The organism is Nonomuraea dietziae, from assembly GCF_014195505.1.
In the GTDB taxonomy this organism is placed as follows: Bacteria; Actinomycetota; Actinomycetes; order Streptosporangiales; family Streptosporangiaceae; genus Nonomuraea; species Nonomuraea roseola.
This window is the reverse complement of the sequence record NZ_JACIBV010000001.1, coordinates 6,000,369-6,018,322: the sequence shown is the minus strand read 5'-3', so window position 1 is coordinate 6,018,322 and position 17,954 is coordinate 6,000,369. Positions and strand designations below refer to the sequence as shown.

Sequence of the window (17,954 nt, the reverse complement as noted above, 5' to 3'; positions counted from 1 at the left end):
CTTCGTGGTTGTGCCTACGCGTCGTCCGAGCGATGTGACAGGGAACGCAGGGGCTAAGGTGTGGCGAAAAGGAGTGCGGCATGCGATTTCTCTTGACGAGCGTGGGCGAGCAGAGGGCGGACGAGACGCTCCAGATCGAGATGGGCAAGTTCATCCAGGAGCTGACCCAGGCCGGGGTGCTGCTGGCCACCGGCGGGATGGAGCTGGGCGGCAGCCTGCTCAAGTCCGTCGGCGGCGAGCTCACGGTGACGGACGGACCCTTCGCCGAGGCCAAGGAGATGGCGGGCGGGTTCGCGCTGATCGAGGTGGGGTCCAAGGAGGAGGCGCTGGAGTTGTCCCGCCGATTCTTCGAGATCATCGGCGATGGTGAGGGCAGGATCCAGCAGATCTACTGATGAGTGCCGCACGGGACGCCCACGGAGCGGTCAACGCGGTCTGGAAGCTCGAGTCCGCGCGGATCATCGCGGGCCTGACCAGGATGGTCCGCGACGTCGGCCTGGCCGAGGAGCTCGCCCAGGACGCGCTGGTGGCCGCGCTGGAGCAGTGGCCCGAGCAGGGCGTCCCTGACAACCCCGGCGCATGGCTCATGACGGCGGCCAAGCGTCGCGCGATCGACCACATCCGCCGCGACGAGCGGATGGGGCGCAGGCACGAGGAGATCGCCCGCACGCTGGAGCGCCAGGATCCCGAACCCGACGACGACGTGCTGCGCCTGATGTTCGTCTCCTGCCATCCCGTGCTGCCCGCCGAGGAGCGGGTCGCGCTGACACTCCGGCTGCTCGGCGGCCTGGGCACCCCGGAGATCGCGCGGGCGTTCCTGGTGCCGGAGCTGACCGTCTCCCAGCGTGTCGCCAAGGCCAAGCGCACCCTCGCCGAGGAGCAGGTCCCGTTCGAGCTGCCGCCGGGGCCGGAGCTGGCCGGCCGGCTGACGTCCGTACTCGACGTCATCTACCTGATCTTCAACGAGGGCTACTCGGCGACCTCCGGCGACGATCTGATGCGCCCTTCGCTCGCCCTGGAGGCGCTCCGCCTGGGCAGGCTGCTGGCCGAGCTGGCACCCCGCGAAGCCGAGGTGCACGGCCTGGTCGCCTTGATGGAGATCCAGGCGTCACGCGCGGCCGCGCGTACCGGGCCTTCCGGTGAGCCCATCCAGCTGCACGAGCAGGACCGCGGGCTCTGGGACCGGCTCCTGATCACCCGCGGCTTCGCGGCGATGTTGCGGGCGAAGGAGGCAGGTGGCCCGCTCGGCCCCTACGTGCTGCAGGCGGCGATCGCCGTCTCCCACGCGCAGGCGGGAACCGCGCAGGACACGAACTGGGCGCAGATCGCGACGCTCTACGAGGCGCTGGTACGGCTGAGGCCGTCCCCGGTGATCCAGCTCAACCGGGCCGTGGCCCTCGGCATGGCCCACGGCCCCCAGGCAGGTCTGGACCTCGTCGAGACGGTGGCCGCCGATCCGGCTCTCAAGGACTACCACCTGCTCTCGGTGGTGCGCGGCGACCTGCTGGCCAGGCTCGGCCGGCATGACGAGGCCGGCAAGGACTTCACCCGCGCCGCCGCGCTCACCCGCAACGCCGCGGAACGCGCGTTCCTCCTCGGACGCGCCGCCACCGGCGCCGCCCAGGCGCCTCCCCAGCAGACGGGTCTCACGCTGGGTGAGGCCGCGGAGGGCTTCCTGGCCCGTGGCGACCTGGACGCCGAGACGATCCGTTCCTACGGCCAGACCCTGCGCCGCCTGCGCCTGGACCTCGGACCCGGCACCCCGCTGGCCGACGTGACCGCCAGGCAGGTGGCCGGGGTCTTCGCCGTCGCCTGGGGGACGGCGGCCCCCAGAACCTGGAACCGGCATCGTGCCGCCGTACGCTCGTTCTCGTCATGGGCCGCCATCGCGGACCTGTCGGCCGAGCTGGGCAGGAAGCCGGAGAGCCGCGAACGACGCCCAGCCGTCCACGGGCCGGACCTGGAGGCCCTGTGGCGGCATCCGTCCCTGCGCGAGCGGGCGCTGTGGCGGCTGCTGCACGAGTCGGGAGCGTCCGCGAGGGCGGCCCTGTCGCTCAATGTCGAGAACCTTGACCTGGTCGCCCGCCGCGGCAGGGTCACCACCAGGACCGGGCCGGTCTGGATCTCCTGGGGAGACGGCACGGCGGCCCTGCTGTCCGAGCTGGTGGCGAGCCGGACTCGTGGCCCCCTGTTCCTGGCCGACCGGCGACCCGCCCCCGCCCGCATGCCCAAGCCCGCCGACCTGTGCCCGGACACGGGACGGGGGCGGCTTTCGTACGAACGCGCCGAGTACCTCTTCAAGAAGGCCGCGGGCCACACCCTCCACCAGCTGGCTTTCCGGATGAAGCAGCCAACCCTGGGTGGACCGGGGCAGGCGTGAGCAGGCTTCAGGGTCGGCCGCCGCCATGGCCCGGTTGGCGGAATCGTGTGCCCTCACCGCCGTGCGGGGGAACAGGTGCCGCATGGAGGTATTGAGCAGCCGTGTGCTGCTGCGTCCCCGCGAGCTCGCGCGCAGTCGGCACTTCTACGCCGAGACGCTCGGCTTGGCGGTCTATCGCGAGTTCGGCCCTGCCGACCACCCAGGAACGGTCTTCTTCCTGGGTCAGGGATTCCTGGAACTCTCCGGGCACGCCGACGGCGAGGCCGGGTCGGCGATGTCCCTCTGGCTGCAGGTGCGCGACGTGGCGCGCGAGGAGGAACGCCTTCGCGGGGCGGGCGTCACCATGCTGCGCGAGGCCCGGCTGGAGCCGTGGGGTCTCACCGAGCTGTGGATCGCCGATCCCGACGGCCATCGCATCGTCCTGGTGCAGGTCCCGCCCGACCATCCCCTGCGCCGCGACCCGCGCTGACCCGGAGACTCGCGCTGTTCGTGCAGGTCGAGGCGATCCCCGTCGGCCGCCGTCGCGGGCCCTCTGCCCGCGAGCGGGCCCTTCGCGCCTTGACCCGTCGATGGGCGAATCCATGGTTGTGCTTGCGCGTGTGAGCCTGAGTCGGGGTAGCCGCACGCTCATGACGAAGAAGCGCAAGGAAGACCCCTCGGTAGGCGACGAGGTCACCTGGCGAAGCCACGGCTCCACCGCCCGCGGCAAGGTGGAGAAGAAGATCACCAGCCGGCGGGAGGAGGCCGGCAGGACCGTGGCGGCCTCTCCCGACGAACCCCAATACGTGGTGCGCAGCGAGAAGAGCGGCAAGAAGGCCGTCCACAAGCCTTCGGCCCTGCGCAAGGACAAGGGCTCCGGATGACGGCGGATGAGCGGCAGGTCGCGGCCGAGTTCGCCCAGGCGGTGAACATGACCGCCAAAGAACTGGAGCGCTGGCTGGCCACGGAGGAGTCCAAGACGGTGGGCCAGAAGAGCGACGGCGGCGAATCCACCGGACACGAATCCGGCCGCAAGATCATCGAATTGCTCGGCGCGAAGAAATCGGCCCTGACCGAGCAGGACTACGCGCACATGCGCAAGGTGGTCGGCTACATCCACCGCCATCTGGCACAGCGCCCCTCCGGCGACGTGAGGGAGACCAGATGGCGCTACTCGTTGATGAACTGGGGCCACGATCCGCTCAAATGAGCTCGTCTGGGTGAGCGCCCCGGAGACCGCCTGCGCGCTGCTCCCGCAGTCATCACCCAGCCCAGGAACATACCGGGGGCGGGGGTTCAGCGGCCCGCTCGGTGATCAGCTGACCGCTCGCTTCACGAGCTCGGCGAGCCTCGCCTCGTCGTCGGCGGTCAGGGCCGTGACCGCGAAGGCGGTCGGCCACATGGTGCCCTCGTCGAGGGTCGCGATGTCGTTGAAGCCGATGGTCGCGTACCTCGCCTTGAACTTCTCCGCGCTCTGGAAGAAGCAGACGACCTTGCCATCCTTGGCGTAGGCGGGCATCCCGTACCAGAGCTTCGGCGTGAGGGCCGGCGCGCTGGCTGTGACGATGGCGTGGAAGCGCTCGGCCAGGACGCGATCCGACTCCTTCATCTCGGCGATCTTCTCGAGGACGTCACGCTCGCCGTCGGCCTTGGCCGCGCCGAGGCGCGCGGCCTTCTTCAGCTCCTTGGCGTGCTCCTTCATCGCGGCTCGCTCTTCGTCGGTGAACCCGTCGAACTTCTTGTCGGCTGCGGTGGTGCTCTTGGCGGTGTTCTGCGTTGCGTTCATGGTGGAGATCTCCTTGTGTGCGAATGCTGGTGGGGACGACCATGGTGCGAGGCTTGCCGGCTTCTCCGGCTCAGCCGAGAAGGTGCGCGGGGATCAGGCGAGTGGTCCCGGGCCACGAGTTCGAGCGCGCTGCCCGGGGCCGTGCGCCACTCATCCCCATGCGCCGGCGATCTGCCGGGTGGTGGCGTTGAGCCGGTTGAACAGGTTGGTGACGCCGATCATCAGAACGATCGCGGCCAGCTGCTTCTCGTCGTAGTAGGTGGCGGCCCTGTCCCAGACCTCGTCGCTCACCGCGTCGGCACGGTCGGCCAGCCGTGTCGCGGCCTCGGCCAGCTCGAGCGCCGCCCGCTCCTCCTCGGTGAAGTACGGGGTCTCCCGCCAGGCGACGACCGTGGCCAGCCGCTCCTCGCTCACTCCGGCCTTACGAGCGGTCTTGGTGCCCGCGTCGACACAGGAGCTGCAGCCGTTGATCTGGCTGACCCGCAGATGCACCAGCTCCAGCGTCTGACTGTCCACCCCACCGGCGTTCACGGCCTTGAAGAGCTGCTGGATGGGCTGCATCGCGTCGGGCAGGATGAAGGCCGGGTTCTGCATGCGAGACTGCATGGTGGTTCTCCTCTTCGGATCGGCGCCCCGTCCCTCGGGGGCGTGACTCCATGACAGCCGAACGGGCTCGCCACGACGACGACGGTGGGACACCGTGGGACAGGGGAAAGGGCTCTGGCCTGCGGCGATCCGTCCCGATAAGTTTCTTCCGGGACGGGACAGAGAGGCAGGATGCGGTGGTTGTGCAGCAGAGGACGAAGGCTGATCCCCAGGACGAACTGGCCACCCGGCTGCGCCTGCTCCAGGAGCTGTCCGGGCGCGGCGTGCGGGCTCTCGCGCGGGACACGGGCCTCAGCTCGTCGTCGCTGTCGCGTTACCTCAGCGGTCAGTCGGTGCCACCGTGGCCCGTGGTGATCGAACTCTGCCGCCTGGTCAAGCGCGACCCCCGGCCGCTGCGCCCTCTGTGGGACAGGGCGACGAACCCCCTGCCGGCGCCCCCGAAGGCGAGCCGCCAGGTCCAGCCTCCGTCGCCGCCCGCCGGCGCCCCACGCCCGCCGCGCAACGACCTGCCGCGCGACGTGCCCGACTTCACCGGGCGTGAGGCGCAGCTCGCCGCCGTCCTCGCCGCGGTGCGCGGCAGCCGTGTGGTCGCCGTCGACGGCATGGCGGGCGTCGGCAAGACGTGTCTGGCGGTGCACGCCGCGCACCGGCTCGCCGACGAATACCCGGACGCCCAGCTCTATCTGGACCTGCACGGGTTCACCGACGGGCGGGAACCGCTCGACCCCGATCCAGCGCTGCGGGCACTGCTCGCCGCGCTCGACGTCCCGTCGGAGAAGATCCCGCAGGAGGGTGGCCTCGAGCCGCTGGCCGCCTGCTGGCGGTCGGAGCTGGCCGCCCGGCGTGCCGTCGTGGTCCTCGACAATGTCGCCGGCGCCGACCAGGTCCGCCCGCTGCTGCCCGGCGCGGGCGCCTCCGTCGCCCTGATCACCAGCCGCAACCGGCTGGTGGGCCTGGAGGACGTGCCTCCGGTGTCACTGGACGTGCTGACCCCGCAGGAGAGCGCGGAGCTGCTGGCCCGCGCCAGCGGCGATCCCGCCGGCCCCGACGGCAGGCTGGCCCGCGACCCGGAGTCCGCAGCCGAGGTGCTGCGCCGGTGCGGCCATCTGCCGCTGGCCCTGCGGCTGGCCGGGGCCAGGTTGCGGCACCGTCCCGGCTGGACCGTGGGCATCCTCGTCGAGCGCATGGCAGAGGGCGCGAGCGAGTTCGACACCGCGTTCGCCATGTCCGTACGGCAGCTGGATCGGGCCGAGCGCCGGCTGTTCCGGCTGCTGGGCTTGCTGTCGGGCTCCTCCTTCGACGAGTACGTGGCGGCGGCACTGGCGGACGTGCCGCTGCGCAACGCCCGGGCGATGCTGGAGGACCTGCTCGACGCCCACCTCGTCCAGCAGCCGTCGGCCGGCCGCTACACGCTGCACGACCTGGTGCACCAGCACGCGCGCCGAGCCGCCGCCGAGCAGGACTCTCCGGCGGAGCGGGAGCAGGCGCTGAACCGGGTGCTCGACTACTACGTGTACGCGGCGGCCGCCGCCGACGCCGCGATGCCGTACGTGTCCGGCAGCCGCGCGGCCTCCGCAGGCCGGCCCCCCGCCGAGTTGCCGCGGTTCACCGACAAGCACGCGGCCCTCTACTGGTACGTCACGGAGTACACCAACCTGATGGGGGCTTTCGAGGTGGCGGTCGCCACCGGAGCCGACGCGCACGTGTGCGAGCTGCCGCGTTTCATGCGGGCGTTCTTCGCCCGGCGCTGCGGCACGACGCACCTCAACGTCCTCTTCGAGCGGTCGCTGGCGGCCGCACAGCGTCTGGGCGATCCGTGGCAGCTGGCCGAGGCGCACAGCGACCTGGGCTTCGCCCGCTACAACGCGGGCCGGATGGCGGAGGCCGGCGCCGCGTACGAGGCGGCGGCGCCGCTGGTGTCCCAGGCAGGGGACACCCGCTCCGAAGCGGATCTGATCATGCGGCGCGGCCACCTGAGGTGGGACGAGGGCTATGTCGAGGAGCCACTCGGCCTCTTCAGGCTGGCCGGGAGGCTGTACGCGGACGCAGGCTGCCCGATGGGCGCGGCCCATGCGACCGCCGACGAGGCGTGGGCGATGCTGCAGCTGGGACGCCACGAGGAGGCGGCGCGGCTGGCCCGCGAGGTGCTGGACACCGCGCACGCCGACCCCGACTGGCCTGCCGTACTGACCGCCCGGATCACCCTTGGCATGGCCATCACCCACGAGCGACCCGACGAGGCCGCGGAGCACCTGCACCGCGCCCTGGAGATCGCCCGCGAGGACGGCCACAAGCACAACGAGGCGTGGTGTCTCAACTGCCTGGGCGTCGCCCTGCGCCAGATGGGCCGCCACGAGGAGGCGCTGGCCAGCCACCGGCAGGCGTTCGCGCTCCTGGATGAGCTGTTCGAGGAACACTGGAAGATTCACTTCCTCAACGGGTACGCCGAGACCTGCCGGCTGGCGGGCCTGCCCGAGGAGGCCTTGCGCTTGCACCGTCAGGCACTCGAGCTGGCCCCGAAGGTGGGCAACCGGCACAAGGAGGCACTGGCCCACGAGGGGATCGCCGCCGTGCTCGACGAGACGGACCCGGCTGCCGCCGCCGAGCACCGCGCGGCGGCGCGGGCCATCCATGAGGAGCTCGAACCAGGGGCCTGACGTGTCTGGCCGCTCCCGCAGACCACGGGCGAGACCTGCCCGTCAGCCGAGGCCGGCGAGCGCGGCGAGCTCGCCGCGGGAGGCGACGCCCAGCTTGGGGTAGGCCTTGTAGAGGTGGTAGCCGACGGTGCGGGGGCTGAGGAAGAGCTGGGCGGCGATGTCCTTGTTGGACAGCCCTCGTGCGGCCAGCTGGACGATCTGCCGTTCCTGCGGTGTCAGGCCCGTCGGCCTGCCCGGTGCGGGCGCGGCGGCGGACAGCGCGCCGGCGGCCTGGAGCTCGGCCCGGGCGCGGCCGGCCCAGGGAGCGGCGCCCAGGCGTTCGAAGCTCTCCATGGCCTCGCGCAGGTGGCCGACCGCGACGCCGCGACGGCGGGCCCTGCGCAGCCACTCCCCGTACAGCAGCCGGGTACGCGCGCGCTCGAAGGCCGGTCCGCCGGCCTCCAGCGCCGCCAGGTAGTGCGCCTCGGCGTCGTCCCCTGCGAGCAGGGCCAGGCAGCGCTCGATGAGGTGGCGCTGATCGAGACGGACGTAGCGGGCCAGGGCCGACCTGGCCCGGTCGGGCTCGCCGCTGCGCACGGCGGCCTCCACCAGGTCCGGCACGCACCGTATGGCCGAGACGTGGTACCAGCCGGGCCCTTCGGCGAGGGTTTCGAGCTGGACGAGCGCTGTCTCCGCCCGGCCCTGGCCCAGGTCCAGCACCGCTCGGGACCAGTCGGCCCACATGGCGCCCTGCATAGGCGCCACCGGGCCCCTCGCCACCTCGGCGGTGAGCCGGCGGTGGCGTTCCTCGTCGCCTTCGACGGCGGCCAGGTAGGCGAGCAGGCCCCTGTTCAGGGCGGCCCACTGGTGCTGGCCGGTGTTCTCGGCCAGGCGCAGGGCGGTGGTCGCGGCGGCGCCTGCCTCATGGTGGCGGCCGCTGTGGAAGAGCTCGGCCTGCGCCTGGAAGTACAGCACCATCGGCAGGACACCGATGCTGCCCTCGGCGTGGCAGCGGGCGATCAGGCGGGAGGACATGCGCAGGGTGGCGGCGTCCTGCCCGGCGATGAGCGGCGCGCCGCAGACCATGGCCGCCAGTCCGGGCGGGTGGTCGGCCAGGGCGTGCTCGGCCTCGGCCACGGCCTGCTCCAGCGGGACCAGGCCGGTCGGGTCGCCACCGGACAGCCGGGCGAAGGCGGCGGCCTCCAGGCGGGCCAGAGCGGTGACGGGCTCGTCGAGCAGTGTCTCCTTCAGGGCCCACGCCAGGCGGGCCGCCACCTCGGCCAGCTGGGCCTCGCCCGCGTACCAGGCGGTCTGGAAGGCCCTGACCAGCAGGGACGGATCCAGGTGGGCGGCCTCGGTCATCAGGCGGTGCGCCTCGCCGTACCGTCCCCGCGAGAAGTGGGCGGTGGCCTGCGCGTGGGTGGTGCGCGCGCGCAGCGTCGGGTCGGTGGTCAGCGCGTCGGCCTCGCTCGCCAGCGTCTGGGCCCAGTCGAGCTCCCCGGCCTCGATGGCGGACTCGGCCGCCATGGTGAGGCGCCGGGCGCGGGTCTCGTCGTCGCGGCGGGTGAGCGTGGCGGCGCGCTGGTACGCGGTGGCCGCCGCCGCGTACCCGTGCCGACGGGCGGCCCGCTGGGCCGTGCGTTCGAGCTCCGTCGCCACGTGCTCGTCGGGGCCGACGGTCGCCGCGGCCAGGTGCCAGGCCCGCCGGTCCGCGTGGTGGTCTCCGGTCAGCGTCTGGGCGAGCGCGGCGTGCACGGCCAGCCGCGAGCTGATCGGGGCCCGCTGGTAGACGGCCTCACGGATCAGCGGATGGCGGAAGCGTACGTGCTGCCCGTCGGTGGTCACGAGCCCCCCGGTCTCGGCGGGGCGCAGGTCCGCGGCCGTCACGCCGAGCAGTCTGGCGGCGGTGAGCACCTCGTCCAGGCCTTCCCCGGCCGCGGCCACCAGCAGCAGCGTCTGGGTCGCTTCCGGGAGGTGGTCCACCTGGCTGTGGAAGGCCGCCTGCAGCCGGCTGCTCAGGGGAAGCGCGCCGAACCCGTGGCTGTCCCGGTGCAGGGCGGCGGGCAGCTCGATGAGGGCCAGCGGATTGCCCTGAGCCTCGGCGAGCACCCGGTAGCGCTGGCCAGGGGTCAGGCTGCCGCCCTTCAGCAGGGCCGCCGCGGACGGCGAGGCCAGCCCGGCCAGCGTGATCTCGGGCAGCCCGTGCACCTCGCCCTCACGGGTGGCCATGATCAGGGCGATGCCCTCGGCGTCCAGCCGCCTGGCGGCGAAGGCCAGCGCGGCGCGGGAGCCGGGATCCAGCCATTGCGCGTCGTCGATGAGGCACAGGACGGGGCCGTCCTCGGCCACCTCGGCCAGCAGCGACAGCACGGCCAGGCCGACGAGCAGGGCGTCGGCGCCCTGTCCGTCCGTCAGGCCGAGCGCCGTCTCCAGCGCGCGCCGCTGCGGCGGCGGCAGCTTGTCCGTACGGTCCAGCGCCGGACGCAGCAGCAGGTGCAGTCCCGCGTACGCCAGCTCGCTCTCGGACGGCACGCCGCTGCGCCGGATGACCTGGATACCGTCGGCTCGTCCTGCGGCGTAGTCGAGCAGTGCGGTCTTACCGATGCCCGGCTCGCCCTTGATCACCAGAGCGCCGCTGCGACCCGACCGCACAGTGTCGAGAAGCTCGTCGATGACGGATGTCTCGGCCTCTCGCCCGTACAGCATGCGCCCCCTCACCGACACAATTACCTAATCGCGACAGATGCCTATTATGTGCGGTTTCTCTAGCTTTCTTGTTCATGAAGAACATCGACGAGCTCATCGCTCGCTACATCGCCACCTGGAACGAGACCGACCCCGCCGCCCGCCGCGCGGCCATCGACGAGCTGTGGTCCCCGGACGGCGTCTACACCGACCCGATGGCGGTCGCCACGGGCACCGCCGCGATCGACGCCACCATCGCCGCCGTGCAGGAGCAGTTCCCCGGCTTCACCTTCACCCTCGCGGGGCCCGTGGACGCCCACCACAACATCGCCCGCTTCACCTGGGAGCTGGCGCAGGACGGCGCCGAGGCGCTGGTGGTGGGGTTCGACGTGGCAGTGATCACCGCCGACGGCCGCATCGACAGCGTCCACGGCTTCCTCGACAAGATCCCTACCGGTGCATAGGACGAACATGCCGAACAACAAGCGCTTCCTGGCCGCCGCCCTGCTGGCAGCTCTGCCGCTCGTCGCGCTCGCCGGACCGGCCAAGGCACAGCGGACGGACGACCCGGTGATCGAGGGCACGATCAGCCCTCAGGCGCAGACCTTCATCGATCGGCAGACCCGGTTCGGCTCCATGCCCACCGGCGACGGCACCGAGCGGGTGGAGGCCTACGGCACGATCTTCGCCGACGACGCGACCCTCTGGGAGGCCGCCGGCAACATCATCAACGGCAAGACGGCCATCAAGAAGTCCATCTCCGACACGCTCACGCTGGTGCCGCAGTTCGGTTTCACGCCGCAACGTCTCGCGGCCGGTGGCGACACCGTGATGTACGGCGCGCACAACACGGCCGTCCTCCGCGGCAGGACGGTCGAGTACCCCGCCATCTACCGCGTGGTCATCAACCAGTCCGGTGACGTGGTGCAGGGCCGCCGCTACTACGACAGGTACGCCTGGTTCGCCCCTATCGCCACAGGGGACCTGAAGCTGGACAACCTGTTCGACGGCATCGCCGACGGCGCCACCGCCGCGGCAGAGCCCGCCGCCGAGGCGAAGGAGTCGACGCTGCGCCATGGCCTGCTCGGCAGGGCCGCCGCCTGGAACAGCAGGAACGCCCGCGCCCTTGTCGCGGCCTCCGGCCGGGCACCGCTGACCGGTCCAGGCCTGGACGGCCGCAAGCTGCACACGAAGGCCGCCAAGCTGGCCTACCTCGACAAGCTGCTCGGCAGTTTCGAGAACGACGAGAACGGCCACAACCCCACCGCCCTGCGACCCGGACAGGCGGTCCACACCCGCAACGCCACCTACCAGGAGTGGTACGGCACCGTACGCAGCCAGGGCCGGGAGATCACCTACGGCGTCATCGAACGCTTCGGCCACCGGAACGGCAAGGTCACCGACTGGAGCCTGACGTTCGACACGCTGCCCCTCATCGCCGACACCGGCAAGATCGGCAAACTGTACGGCCTGCTGAGCAGTCCCTCGTAAGTTCGCGTCACCGCACCGACAGTTAAGGAAGACCGATGGCACTGGACGCACTCCGCCCTGACGAACGGGTCGAGCCCGCGTGGGATCTGCCCGACCATCTGGAACGGTGGTCCCGCTCGACCGGGATCGCCGTGGAGGTGTGGGCGTTTCCCTGTGAGCCTCTCCCCGTCCACATCGCGGAGCTCGTCCATGCCACGATCCTCGACGTGCTGGACGGCTTGGAACCGGACGGATCGGTGCGGTGCGTGGGCATCGCGCTCACCATTGGCGCCGGCGGCCTGCGCCTGACGCTCAGCGGCGACGGCCTCGGCCTGCCGTCGGAGCGGCTCGCCGATCGCCTGCGCGTCAGGCGTGCCCGGTTCGCCGAGGTGGGCGGCGGGCTGTCGGTGAACGCGATCCTCGGTTGCGGCGTCACCGTCAGCGCCGTACTGCCCGCGAGCGGGTGACCGGGGCCTGCGCCTGGTCAGTCGGAGCGGCCGCTCAGCGGGGGCCGGAACGGGCGCCGTTGCCGGTGAAGGTGTCCGTGAGGTGCCCGAGCAGGCCGTGGGCGCGGGTGGGGCCGCCCTTGATGCGGCCGTCGAGGGTGAGCATGACCAGGCCGTGAAGGTGCGCCCAGAACAGGTCGGTCGCGGCGTCGGCGTCGTAGGCGGTCGCGGGATGACGCGGGGCCGCCTCCGTGACGGCGTTGCGCAGCAGGACGAAGCACTCCTGGGCAGGCGCGGGAGTGGCAGGAGCGCCGAAGGGGACATCGCTCAGACTGTGCATGAGCCGGTACAGGTGCGGCTGGGAGAGGGAGAAGCTCCAGTACGCCTCGGCCACGGCGGGCAGCACACCGCCCGCCCGCCGCTGCTCGTGAGCGCACAGCGCCTTCGCCAGAGCGTCGGCGCACTCGGCGAAGCCGGCCTCGATGAGGGCGAGCAGCAGATCGCGCTTGTTGGCGAAGTACTCGTAGACGACGGGCGCGCGGTATCCCACCCGGTCGGCGAGCGCGCGTATCGTCACGCCCTCGTATCCGCCCTTCTCCTCGGCAAGGGCGCGCGCGGCGGCGAGCAGTTCGGCGCGTAGCCGGTCACGGGCCTGCGCCCGTTCGTCGGCGCTGCCCTTGACCCGCTTGCCGTCATGTGGCATCCGGCCTGCCTCCAGGAACGTTTTCTAACAAGGGTAGACAACCGCTCCCAGCGCCGTCTACCTTCTGTATCTAACAGCGTTAGGAAATGGGGTTGCGAGATGCGCGTTCTGGTCACCGGGGCCTCCGGCACGATCGGTGGAGCTGCCGCCCGGGCTCTGCTGCGACGTGGGCATCAGGTCGTCGGGGTCGTGCGGGCGGTGGGCCAAGCCGTTCCCGAAGGGGTGGAGCCACTGGTCGCGGACCTGTTCGAGGCAGGCGCCGCGGCGGCCGCCGCCGAGGGGGTGGACGGGGCGGTGCACGCCGCCTCCACCAATGACGAGCGGGCGGGCGAGTTCGACCGTGTCGTGGTCCGTGCGTTGCTCGACCGCTTCGCGGGAACCGGGAGACCGCTGGTCTACACCAGCGGTCTGTGGCTGCACGGCGATACCGGTGGCGTGCCGGCTGCCGAGGACGCGCCGTTCGACCCTCCCTCGGTGGTGGCGTGGCGACCGGAACTGGAACGGATGGTGGCCGAGGCCGCCGACGGGGTGCGCACGGTGCGGATCCGGCCAGGGCTGGTGTACGGGCATGGCCGCGGTTACGTCCCCGCGGTGCTGGCGCCGCAGGAGGCACCCGGCGGCGGCCTGGTGGTACGCCATTTCGGCGCAGGGGACAACCGCTGGGCCGTCGTCCACGCCGACGATCTCGGCGAGCTGTACGCGCTGGCACTGGAGGCCGCCCCCGCGGGGTCGGTCTACCTCGGGGTGACGGAGGATCCCGTGCGGGTCGCCGATGCCGCCCAGGTCGTCGCCGACCGCCACGGCGCGCGGGTGGAGGCGTGGGATCCCGAGGACGCCGAGCGGTACTGGGGAGTGATGGTCCAGCCGTTCCTGCTCGACCAGGTCGCCACCGCCGCCAGGGCCCGCAGCGAGCTGGGCTGGCGGCCGCACCACCCGTCCCTGCTCGAGGAGCTCAAGCAGGGCGGGTGATGGGCGGACCGACCCGGACGCCGTTCGCTGTCAGCGTCGTGTCCCGCGCCAGCCACCGAGGAGGCCTCCGTCGCTGCGCGCGCCGACTCCAGCCTGGTGCAGGGCCAGCAGGCACAAACCGAGCAGCATGAATGTCACACCGCTGATCCCGCCGGGGATCTCGAAGGCCAGCAGTTCGAGCAGGAAACCCAGCCCGAAGATGATCGCTGCCACGATGGCGAGCATGTCATCTCACCTCATTTCTGAGGGCCGGACAGCGCGAGCAGTTGTTCGAGCATGGCCCCGTAGTCGCGAAGAGCCAGCCTGAGCTGCTCGGTGTCGCCCTGGTCGGTGTTCTTCCACCGATCGCCCAGCTCGCTCGTGCGCGTGGTCAGCGAACTGGTGAGCGCGTTGACGACCTCGTCGACCAACTGGTCCGCCTGCTCCACCGCCTGGCGCGGGTCTTCCACGAATGTGGCCTGCACGTCGTGCCAGCGCGTGTGCGCCTGGTCGACGTCCTGGTCGAACAGGGCAGCGCTCTGCGCTGGTACGGCCGGCCCCCCGGCGGGCGCGGACTCGACCGGCACGTCGCCGGCGGCGGTGCCGGTATCAGTAGCGGTGCCGGTATCGGTGGCGGTGCCGGTGTCAGTGGCGGTGCCGGTGGCGGTGGCGGTGGTGTCTGTGGCGGCGGTGCCGGTGGCGGCGGCGTCGGTGTCCGTGAACCCCCTGTCCTGAACCCCTACGTCGTGGTCGGCTGAGCCCTGGGCCCCGAGATCCCCCGGCTCCTCCGCCGGGCGTTCCTCCTCCATGTACACAGGGCCGGGGCCTGCCACTGGTCCGCCGGTCTCGTTCACGTCGTCGTACTGCCTCGGTGATTGCAGTCCTTCGTCTTCGTGCTTGCGCGGGTCCATGTCGTCACCATCCTCCAGAATCGCGACGGGAGGTGCCTTCGCCATGGTCATCGCGGTTCGCCGCAGGATCGCGGCGGGACGCGCGGCCGTCCGACGGCGACTCCCCGAGGAGCTCTTCGAACAGGGCGCGGTAGTGCACCATCGCCTGGCGCAACTCCTCCGTCGAGGCCCTCTTCGTGACCGCACGGCCGCTGATCTCATGGGCCTGCCGGTAGTGGTCGAGAGTGGCGCCGTGCCCTACCGAAAGGTCGGACACCTGCTGCTCGAAGTCCCCGATCGGGTAGCCGCGCTCGGCCATGACCTCCGTCACCAGCTGGTCGGCCTCCGTCACCGCGAAACCAGGGGCATTGACGAACCGCTCCTGCACCTCTGTCCAGCGGGCGGCGTAAGACCGCCGCTGCTCCGGGTCCAGCGGACGGATGTCGAGCTCGGCGACGCGCTCCTCACGGGCGAGCAGCTCCTGCTCGGCCGCGCCCCTGTTCTCCTGCTCGGCCAGCGTGCGGTCGTACTCCGGGCCGAACCGTTCGCGGAGACGGCCACGGCGCTGATGCCGCAGCACGAGAAACGCGACTGCGGCGAGGGCCACCACCACTACCACGACGACGGCCACCCAGATCAGAGTCTCGGTGGTCATGTGACGCCTCCGAATCTGCTTGCTAGGACCACGGCTGCCCCGAGAGCCACACTCGAAACGACCAGGTCAGCCCACTTTTCGGGCTTGTTTTCGCAATGGCTGACAACCGTCGGCGCCCCCGGCTCCGAAGCCGGGCCGGGGGCTTCCACGCAGCCGGGCCGGAGGCGGGCCGCCCGGCGCTGCCGGCACAGCGGCGGCGCGGGCCGAAGCGTCGGCGGGCGGCTGTTCCGTGGCAGGTTCTGGCACGTCAGGCGGTGTTTCAGCCCCCCGGTGCCCGGGTAGCGTCCGGGGCACCTGGGATGCAGGAGCCGCGGATGTCCAGGATCACGCTCACAACCGCCGCCCGTGAAGCGCTGCGCGCCGATGAAGTGGTCTTCTTCGACTGGCATGCCACCGGCCTGTGCTGTGCCGACGCGGGCGAGTTCTCGGTCCGGCCACTGCGACGGTCCAACCTGCCCCGGCGGGCGCGCCTGCTGGAGACCGACCTGGTGTACGCCCATCCCATCGCCTGGGTGCATCTGGCCGAACTGCCGGTCATGGTCGACTGCCGCCCGCTGTGGCGCTGGCGGCGCTTCACCACCGACCTGCCGCCGGACGCCGGGCTGCGCTGCTGCCTGGGCAGGCCCGTAGGGGGAGGTAACCGGTGAAAGCCCGTTCCATCATCATCTGGACGGTGGTCGCCGCCGTCGGCGCCACAGGGTGGGGAGTGCTCGCCCTGTCCAGGGGCGAGAACGTCAACGCGGTCTGGCTGCTGGCCGCGGCGCTCGGCTCCTACGCCATCGCCTACCGCTTCTACGCCCGGTTCATCCTGCACAGGGTCCTAGGGGCGGACAGCCGCAGGGCCACGCCCGCCGAACGGCTCAACAACGCCATCGACTACCACCCGACCGACCGCCGGATCCTGTTCGGCCACCACTTCGCCGCCATCGCCGGGGCCGGGCCGCTGGTGGGGCCGGTGCTGGCGGCCCAGATGGGCTACCTGCCGGGCACCATCTGGATCGTCGCCGGCGTGATCTTCGCAGGGGCCGTCCAGGACATGGTGATCCTGTTCTTCTCCATGCGGAGGAACGGCAGGAGCCTGGGGCAGATGGCGCGCGAGGAGATCGGCCCGGTGGGCGGCGCCGCCGCGCTCGTCGCCGTCTTCGCGATCATGATCATTCTGCTCGCGGTGCTGGCACTGGTCGTGGTGGGAGCCCTGGCGCAGTCGCCCTGGGGCGTCTTCTCCATCGCGATGACCATCCCCATCGCCCTGTTCATGGGGTTCTACCTGCGCACGATCCGGCCTGGCCGGGTGGTGGAGACCACCGTGATCGGCGTCGGACTGCTGATCCTGGCGATCATCGCCGGCGGCTGGGTGCAGGAGTCGAGCTGGGCGGCCACCTTCACGCTGAGCCCCTCGGCGCTGGCGCTCTGGCTGATCGCCTACGGCTTCGTCGCCGCGGTGCTGCCGGTGTGGATGCTGCTCGCGCCCCGCGACTACCTGTCGACGTTCATGAAGATCGGCACCATCGTGCTGCTCGCCGTCGGCGTGGCCATCACCCTGCCCTCTCTGCAGAACACCGCGTTCACCGAGTTCGCCTTCACCGGCAAGGGGCCGGTCTTCGCCGGATCGCTGTTCCCGTTCGTCTTCATCATCATCGCCTGCGGAGCGCTGTCAGGGTTTCACTCGCTGATCGCCTCGGGCACCACGCCCAAGATGATCCAGAAGGAGACCCAGGTCAGGATGATCGGCTACGGCGCCATGCTCATGGAGTCGTTCGTCGCCGTCATGGCCATCACCGCGGCCTGCCTGCTGAGCCCCGGGCTGTACTTCGCGATGAACTCTCCGGCGGGGGTCGTCGGCACCACGGTCGAGTCCGCCGCCCAGGCCGTCAGCAACATGGGCTTCGTCATCACGCCCGAGCAGTTGCAGGCGGCGGCGCGAGCCGTACAGGAGGAGACGCTGATCGCGCGGACCGGGGGCGCGCCGACGCTCGCCGTCGGCATCTCACAGATCTTCTCCGGCTTCCTCGGAGGAGCCGCGCTGCAGGCGTTCTGGTACCACTTCGCGATCATGTTCGAGGCGCTGTTCATCCTCACCACGGTCGACGCGGGGACCAGGGTGGGCCGATTCATGCTCCAGGACACCCTGGGCAACCTGTGGAAGCCCATCGGTCGGGTGAGCTGGTGGCCAGGGCTGATGGCGGTCAGCGCCATCGTCGTGGGTGCCTGGGGATACTTCCTCTACCAAGGCGTCAACGACCCGCTCGGCGGCATCAACCAGCTCTTCCCGCTCTTCGGCATCGCCAACCAGCTGCTCGCCGCCGTGGCGCTGACTGTCGCCACCACACTGCTGATCAAGAGCGGGCGGCTCAAGTGGGCGTGGGTGACCGCGATCCCACTCGTCTGGGACGTCGCGGTCACGCTGACGGCGAGCTACCAGAAGGTCTTCTCCAGCGATCCGACCCTCGGCTTCTTCGCCCAGCGCAACCGTTTCCAGGCGGCGCTGGACCAGGGGCAGGTACTGGCTCCGGCCAAGAGCGTCGGCGCGATGCGGCAGATCGTGGTCAACTCCACCGTCGACGGGATCCTCGCCGCGCTGTTCGCCGTCCTGATCATCATCGTCATCCTGGACGCCATCCGGGTGTGGGTGAAGGCGATCAGGGCCAAGGAGCCGCTGCCGGACACCGAGGCGCCGTTCGAGGAGTCCAGGATCCTCGCTCCGGCCGGGCTCATCGCCACCCGCGAGGAGCGCCGCCAGATGGCCGCGGCGGAAGGAGGGTAAGTCCCG

Annotated in this window: 18 protein-coding genes and 1 pseudogene; 12 read left to right on the top strand and 7 right to left on the bottom strand. The window is 71.2% G+C overall.

Translation table 11 applies throughout. The features are described from left to right. Window positions 1-80 precede the first annotated feature (80 nt). The 5 genes and pseudogenes from FHR33_RS28845 (at window position 81) to FHR33_RS28825 (ending at window position 3,569) form a co-directional block, all read left to right on the top strand. Window positions 81-395 carry a YciI family protein gene (locus tag FHR33_RS28845; RefSeq protein WP_183654140.1) on the top strand — a complete coding sequence of 105 codons (315 nt, stop codon included), beginning with the start codon at window positions 81-83 and terminating at the stop codon, window positions 393-395. Further along, window positions 395-1,606: pseudogene (locus FHR33_RS53405) on the top strand (RNA polymerase sigma factor); the annotation flags it as partial. The gene FHR33_RS28845 and the pseudogene FHR33_RS53405, both read left to right, overlap by 1 nt. An 856-nt stretch (window positions 1,607-2,462) precedes the next feature. Next, entirely contained in the window at window positions 2,463-2,849 is a 387-nt protein-coding gene (locus tag FHR33_RS28835) for a VOC family protein (RefSeq protein WP_183654134.1), read from the top strand. Between the two features lie 160 nt (window positions 2,850-3,009). Then, the gene (locus FHR33_RS28830; RefSeq protein WP_183654131.1) at window positions 3,010-3,243 is read left to right on the top strand and encodes a hypervirulence associated TUDOR domain-containing protein; all 234 of its coding nucleotides are present in this window, start codon (window positions 3,010-3,012) and stop codon (window positions 3,241-3,243) included. Continuing rightward, window positions 3,240-3,569 carry a DUF3140 domain-containing protein gene (locus FHR33_RS28825; RefSeq protein ID WP_183654128.1) on the top strand — a complete coding sequence of 110 codons (330 nt, stop codon included), beginning with the start codon at window positions 3,240-3,242 and terminating at the stop codon, window positions 3,567-3,569. The genes FHR33_RS28830 and FHR33_RS28825 overlap by 4 nt, the downstream gene beginning before the upstream one ends. A 105-nt stretch (window positions 3,570-3,674) precedes the next feature. Here the strand turns inward: FHR33_RS28825 and FHR33_RS28820 are convergent, their stop codons facing one another. Together FHR33_RS28820 and FHR33_RS28815 are read right to left on the bottom strand one after the other, a co-directional pair. After that, the gene (locus FHR33_RS28820; protein WP_183654126.1) at window positions 3,675-4,145 is read right to left on the bottom strand and encodes an iron chaperone; all 471 of its coding nucleotides are present in this window, start codon (window positions 4,143-4,145) and stop codon (window positions 3,675-3,677) included. Window positions 4,146-4,295: 150 nt separating this feature from the next. Next, entirely contained in the window at window positions 4,296-4,751 is a 456-nt protein-coding gene (locus tag FHR33_RS28815) for a carboxymuconolactone decarboxylase family protein (RefSeq protein WP_183654123.1), read from the bottom strand. 182 nt (window positions 4,752-4,933) lie between these two features. Here FHR33_RS28815 and FHR33_RS28810 point away from each other — a divergent pair, with 182 nt between their 5' ends. Then, entirely contained in the window at window positions 4,934-7,408 is a 2,475-nt protein-coding gene (locus FHR33_RS28810) for a tetratricopeptide repeat protein (RefSeq protein WP_312895763.1), read from the top strand. Window positions 7,409-7,450: 42 nt separating this feature from the next. Here the strand turns inward: FHR33_RS28810 and FHR33_RS28805 are convergent, their stop codons facing one another. Beyond that, on the bottom strand, window positions 7,451-10,093 hold the full coding sequence (locus FHR33_RS28805; RefSeq protein ID WP_183654117.1) for a helix-turn-helix transcriptional regulator: 2,643 nt from the start codon (window positions 10,091-10,093) through the stop codon (window positions 7,451-7,453). A 74-nt stretch (window positions 10,094-10,167) separates the two neighbouring features. Between FHR33_RS28805 and FHR33_RS28800 the strand changes: the two genes are divergently transcribed. The 3 genes from FHR33_RS28800 to FHR33_RS28790 are packed head-to-tail and all read left to right on the top strand — an operon-like array spanning window position 10,168 to window position 12,009. Then, window positions 10,168-10,536 (top strand): nuclear transport factor 2 family protein, encoded by a 369-nt coding sequence (locus FHR33_RS28800; RefSeq protein ID WP_183654114.1) that lies wholly within the window; start codon window positions 10,168-10,170, stop codon window positions 10,534-10,536. 7 nt (window positions 10,537-10,543) lie between these two features. After that, a complete protein-coding gene (locus tag FHR33_RS28795; RefSeq protein WP_183654111.1) occupies window positions 10,544-11,563 on the top strand; it encodes a nuclear transport factor 2 family protein in 1,020 nt (339 codons plus the stop codon). 35 nt (window positions 11,564-11,598) lie between these two features. Continuing rightward, window positions 11,599-12,009, top strand: coding sequence for a hypothetical protein (locus tag FHR33_RS28790; protein ID WP_183654108.1), 411 nt, complete (start codon window positions 11,599-11,601; stop codon window positions 12,007-12,009). A gap of 34 nt (window positions 12,010-12,043) precedes the next feature. Here FHR33_RS28790 and FHR33_RS28785 read toward each other — a convergent pair whose 3' ends face one another. Then, a complete protein-coding gene (locus tag FHR33_RS28785; RefSeq protein ID WP_183654105.1) occupies window positions 12,044-12,691 on the bottom strand; it encodes a TetR/AcrR family transcriptional regulator in 648 nt (215 codons plus the stop codon). Between the two features lie 99 nt (window positions 12,692-12,790). Here FHR33_RS28785 and FHR33_RS28780 point away from each other — a divergent pair, with 99 nt between their 5' ends. Then, the gene (locus FHR33_RS28780; RefSeq protein ID WP_183654102.1) at window positions 12,791-13,660 is read left to right on the top strand and encodes an NAD-dependent epimerase/dehydratase family protein; all 870 of its coding nucleotides are present in this window, start codon (window positions 12,791-12,793) and stop codon (window positions 13,658-13,660) included. 30 nt (window positions 13,661-13,690) lie between these two features. On the opposite strand, the gene FHR33_RS28775 is transcribed toward FHR33_RS28780, so the two are convergent. Genes FHR33_RS28775 through FHR33_RS28765 form a run of 3 tightly spaced genes read right to left on the bottom strand, consistent with a single transcriptional unit; the run spans window position 13,691 to window position 15,184 of the window. Next, window positions 13,691-13,885, bottom strand: coding sequence for a hypothetical protein (locus FHR33_RS28775; protein ID WP_183654099.1), 195 nt, complete (start codon window positions 13,883-13,885; stop codon window positions 13,691-13,693). 11 nt (window positions 13,886-13,896) lie between these two features. After that, entirely contained in the window at window positions 13,897-14,601 is a 705-nt protein-coding gene (locus tag FHR33_RS28770) for a hypothetical protein (protein WP_183654096.1), read from the bottom strand. Further along, window positions 14,555-15,184, bottom strand: a complete 630-nt coding sequence (locus tag FHR33_RS28765; protein WP_246452159.1) for a hypothetical protein — start codon at window positions 15,182-15,184, stop codon at window positions 14,555-14,557. Before FHR33_RS28765 ends, FHR33_RS28770 begins: the two co-directional genes overlap by 47 nt. A gap of 314 nt (window positions 15,185-15,498) precedes the next feature. Between FHR33_RS28765 and FHR33_RS28760 the strand changes: the two genes are divergently transcribed. Both FHR33_RS28760 and FHR33_RS28755 read left to right on the top strand, forming a co-directional pair. After that, window positions 15,499-15,831: a hypothetical protein gene (locus tag FHR33_RS28760; RefSeq protein ID WP_183654094.1), complete on the top strand. Its 333-nt coding sequence runs from the start codon at window positions 15,499-15,501 to the stop codon at window positions 15,829-15,831. After that, window positions 15,828-17,948, top strand: coding sequence for a carbon starvation CstA family protein (locus FHR33_RS28755; RefSeq protein WP_183654091.1), 2,121 nt, complete (start codon window positions 15,828-15,830; stop codon window positions 17,946-17,948). The genes FHR33_RS28760 and FHR33_RS28755 overlap by 4 nt, the downstream gene beginning before the upstream one ends. Window positions 17,949-17,954 lie beyond the last annotated feature (6 nt).

Coding starts and splice junctions, on each gene's coding strand:
- FHR33_RS28815 (WP_183654123.1), bottom strand. CDS start 4,751: ATGCAGTCTCGCATGCAGAACCCGGCCTTCATCCTGCCCGACGCGATG.
- FHR33_RS28800 (WP_183654114.1), top strand. CDS start 10,168: ATGAAGAACATCGACGAGCTCATCGCTCGCTACATCGCCACCTGGAAC.
- FHR33_RS28775 (WP_183654099.1), bottom strand. CDS start 13,885: ATGCTCGCCATCGTGGCAGCGATCATCTTCGGGCTGGGTTTCCTGCTC.
- FHR33_RS28835 (WP_183654134.1), top strand. CDS start 2,463: ATGGAGGTATTGAGCAGCCGTGTGCTGCTGCGTCCCCGCGAGCTCGCG.
- FHR33_RS28790 (WP_183654108.1), top strand. CDS start 11,599: ATGGCACTGGACGCACTCCGCCCTGACGAACGGGTCGAGCCCGCGTGG.
- FHR33_RS28765 (WP_246452159.1), bottom strand. CDS start 15,184: ATGACCACCGAGACTCTGATCTGGGTGGCCGTCGTCGTGGTAGTGGTG.
- FHR33_RS28770 (WP_183654096.1), bottom strand. CDS start 14,601: ATGACCATGGCGAAGGCACCTCCCGTCGCGATTCTGGAGGATGGTGAC.
- FHR33_RS28785 (WP_183654105.1), bottom strand. CDS start 12,691: ATGCCACATGACGGCAAGCGGGTCAAGGGCAGCGCCGACGAACGGGCG.
- FHR33_RS28760 (WP_183654094.1), top strand. CDS start 15,499: ATGTCCAGGATCACGCTCACAACCGCCGCCCGTGAAGCGCTGCGCGCC.
- FHR33_RS28845 (WP_183654140.1), top strand. CDS start 81: ATGCGATTTCTCTTGACGAGCGTGGGCGAGCAGAGGGCGGACGAGACG.
- FHR33_RS28825 (WP_183654128.1), top strand. CDS start 3,240: ATGACGGCGGATGAGCGGCAGGTCGCGGCCGAGTTCGCCCAGGCGGTG.
- FHR33_RS28820 (WP_183654126.1), bottom strand. CDS start 4,145: ATGAACGCAACGCAGAACACCGCCAAGAGCACCACCGCAGCCGACAAG.
- FHR33_RS28830 (WP_183654131.1), top strand. CDS start 3,010: ATGACGAAGAAGCGCAAGGAAGACCCCTCGGTAGGCGACGAGGTCACC.
- FHR33_RS28805 (WP_183654117.1), bottom strand. CDS start 10,093: ATGCTGTACGGGCGAGAGGCCGAGACATCCGTCATCGACGAGCTTCTC.
- FHR33_RS28780 (WP_183654102.1), top strand. CDS start 12,791: ATGCGCGTTCTGGTCACCGGGGCCTCCGGCACGATCGGTGGAGCTGCC.
- FHR33_RS28795 (WP_183654111.1), top strand. CDS start 10,544: ATGCCGAACAACAAGCGCTTCCTGGCCGCCGCCCTGCTGGCAGCTCTG.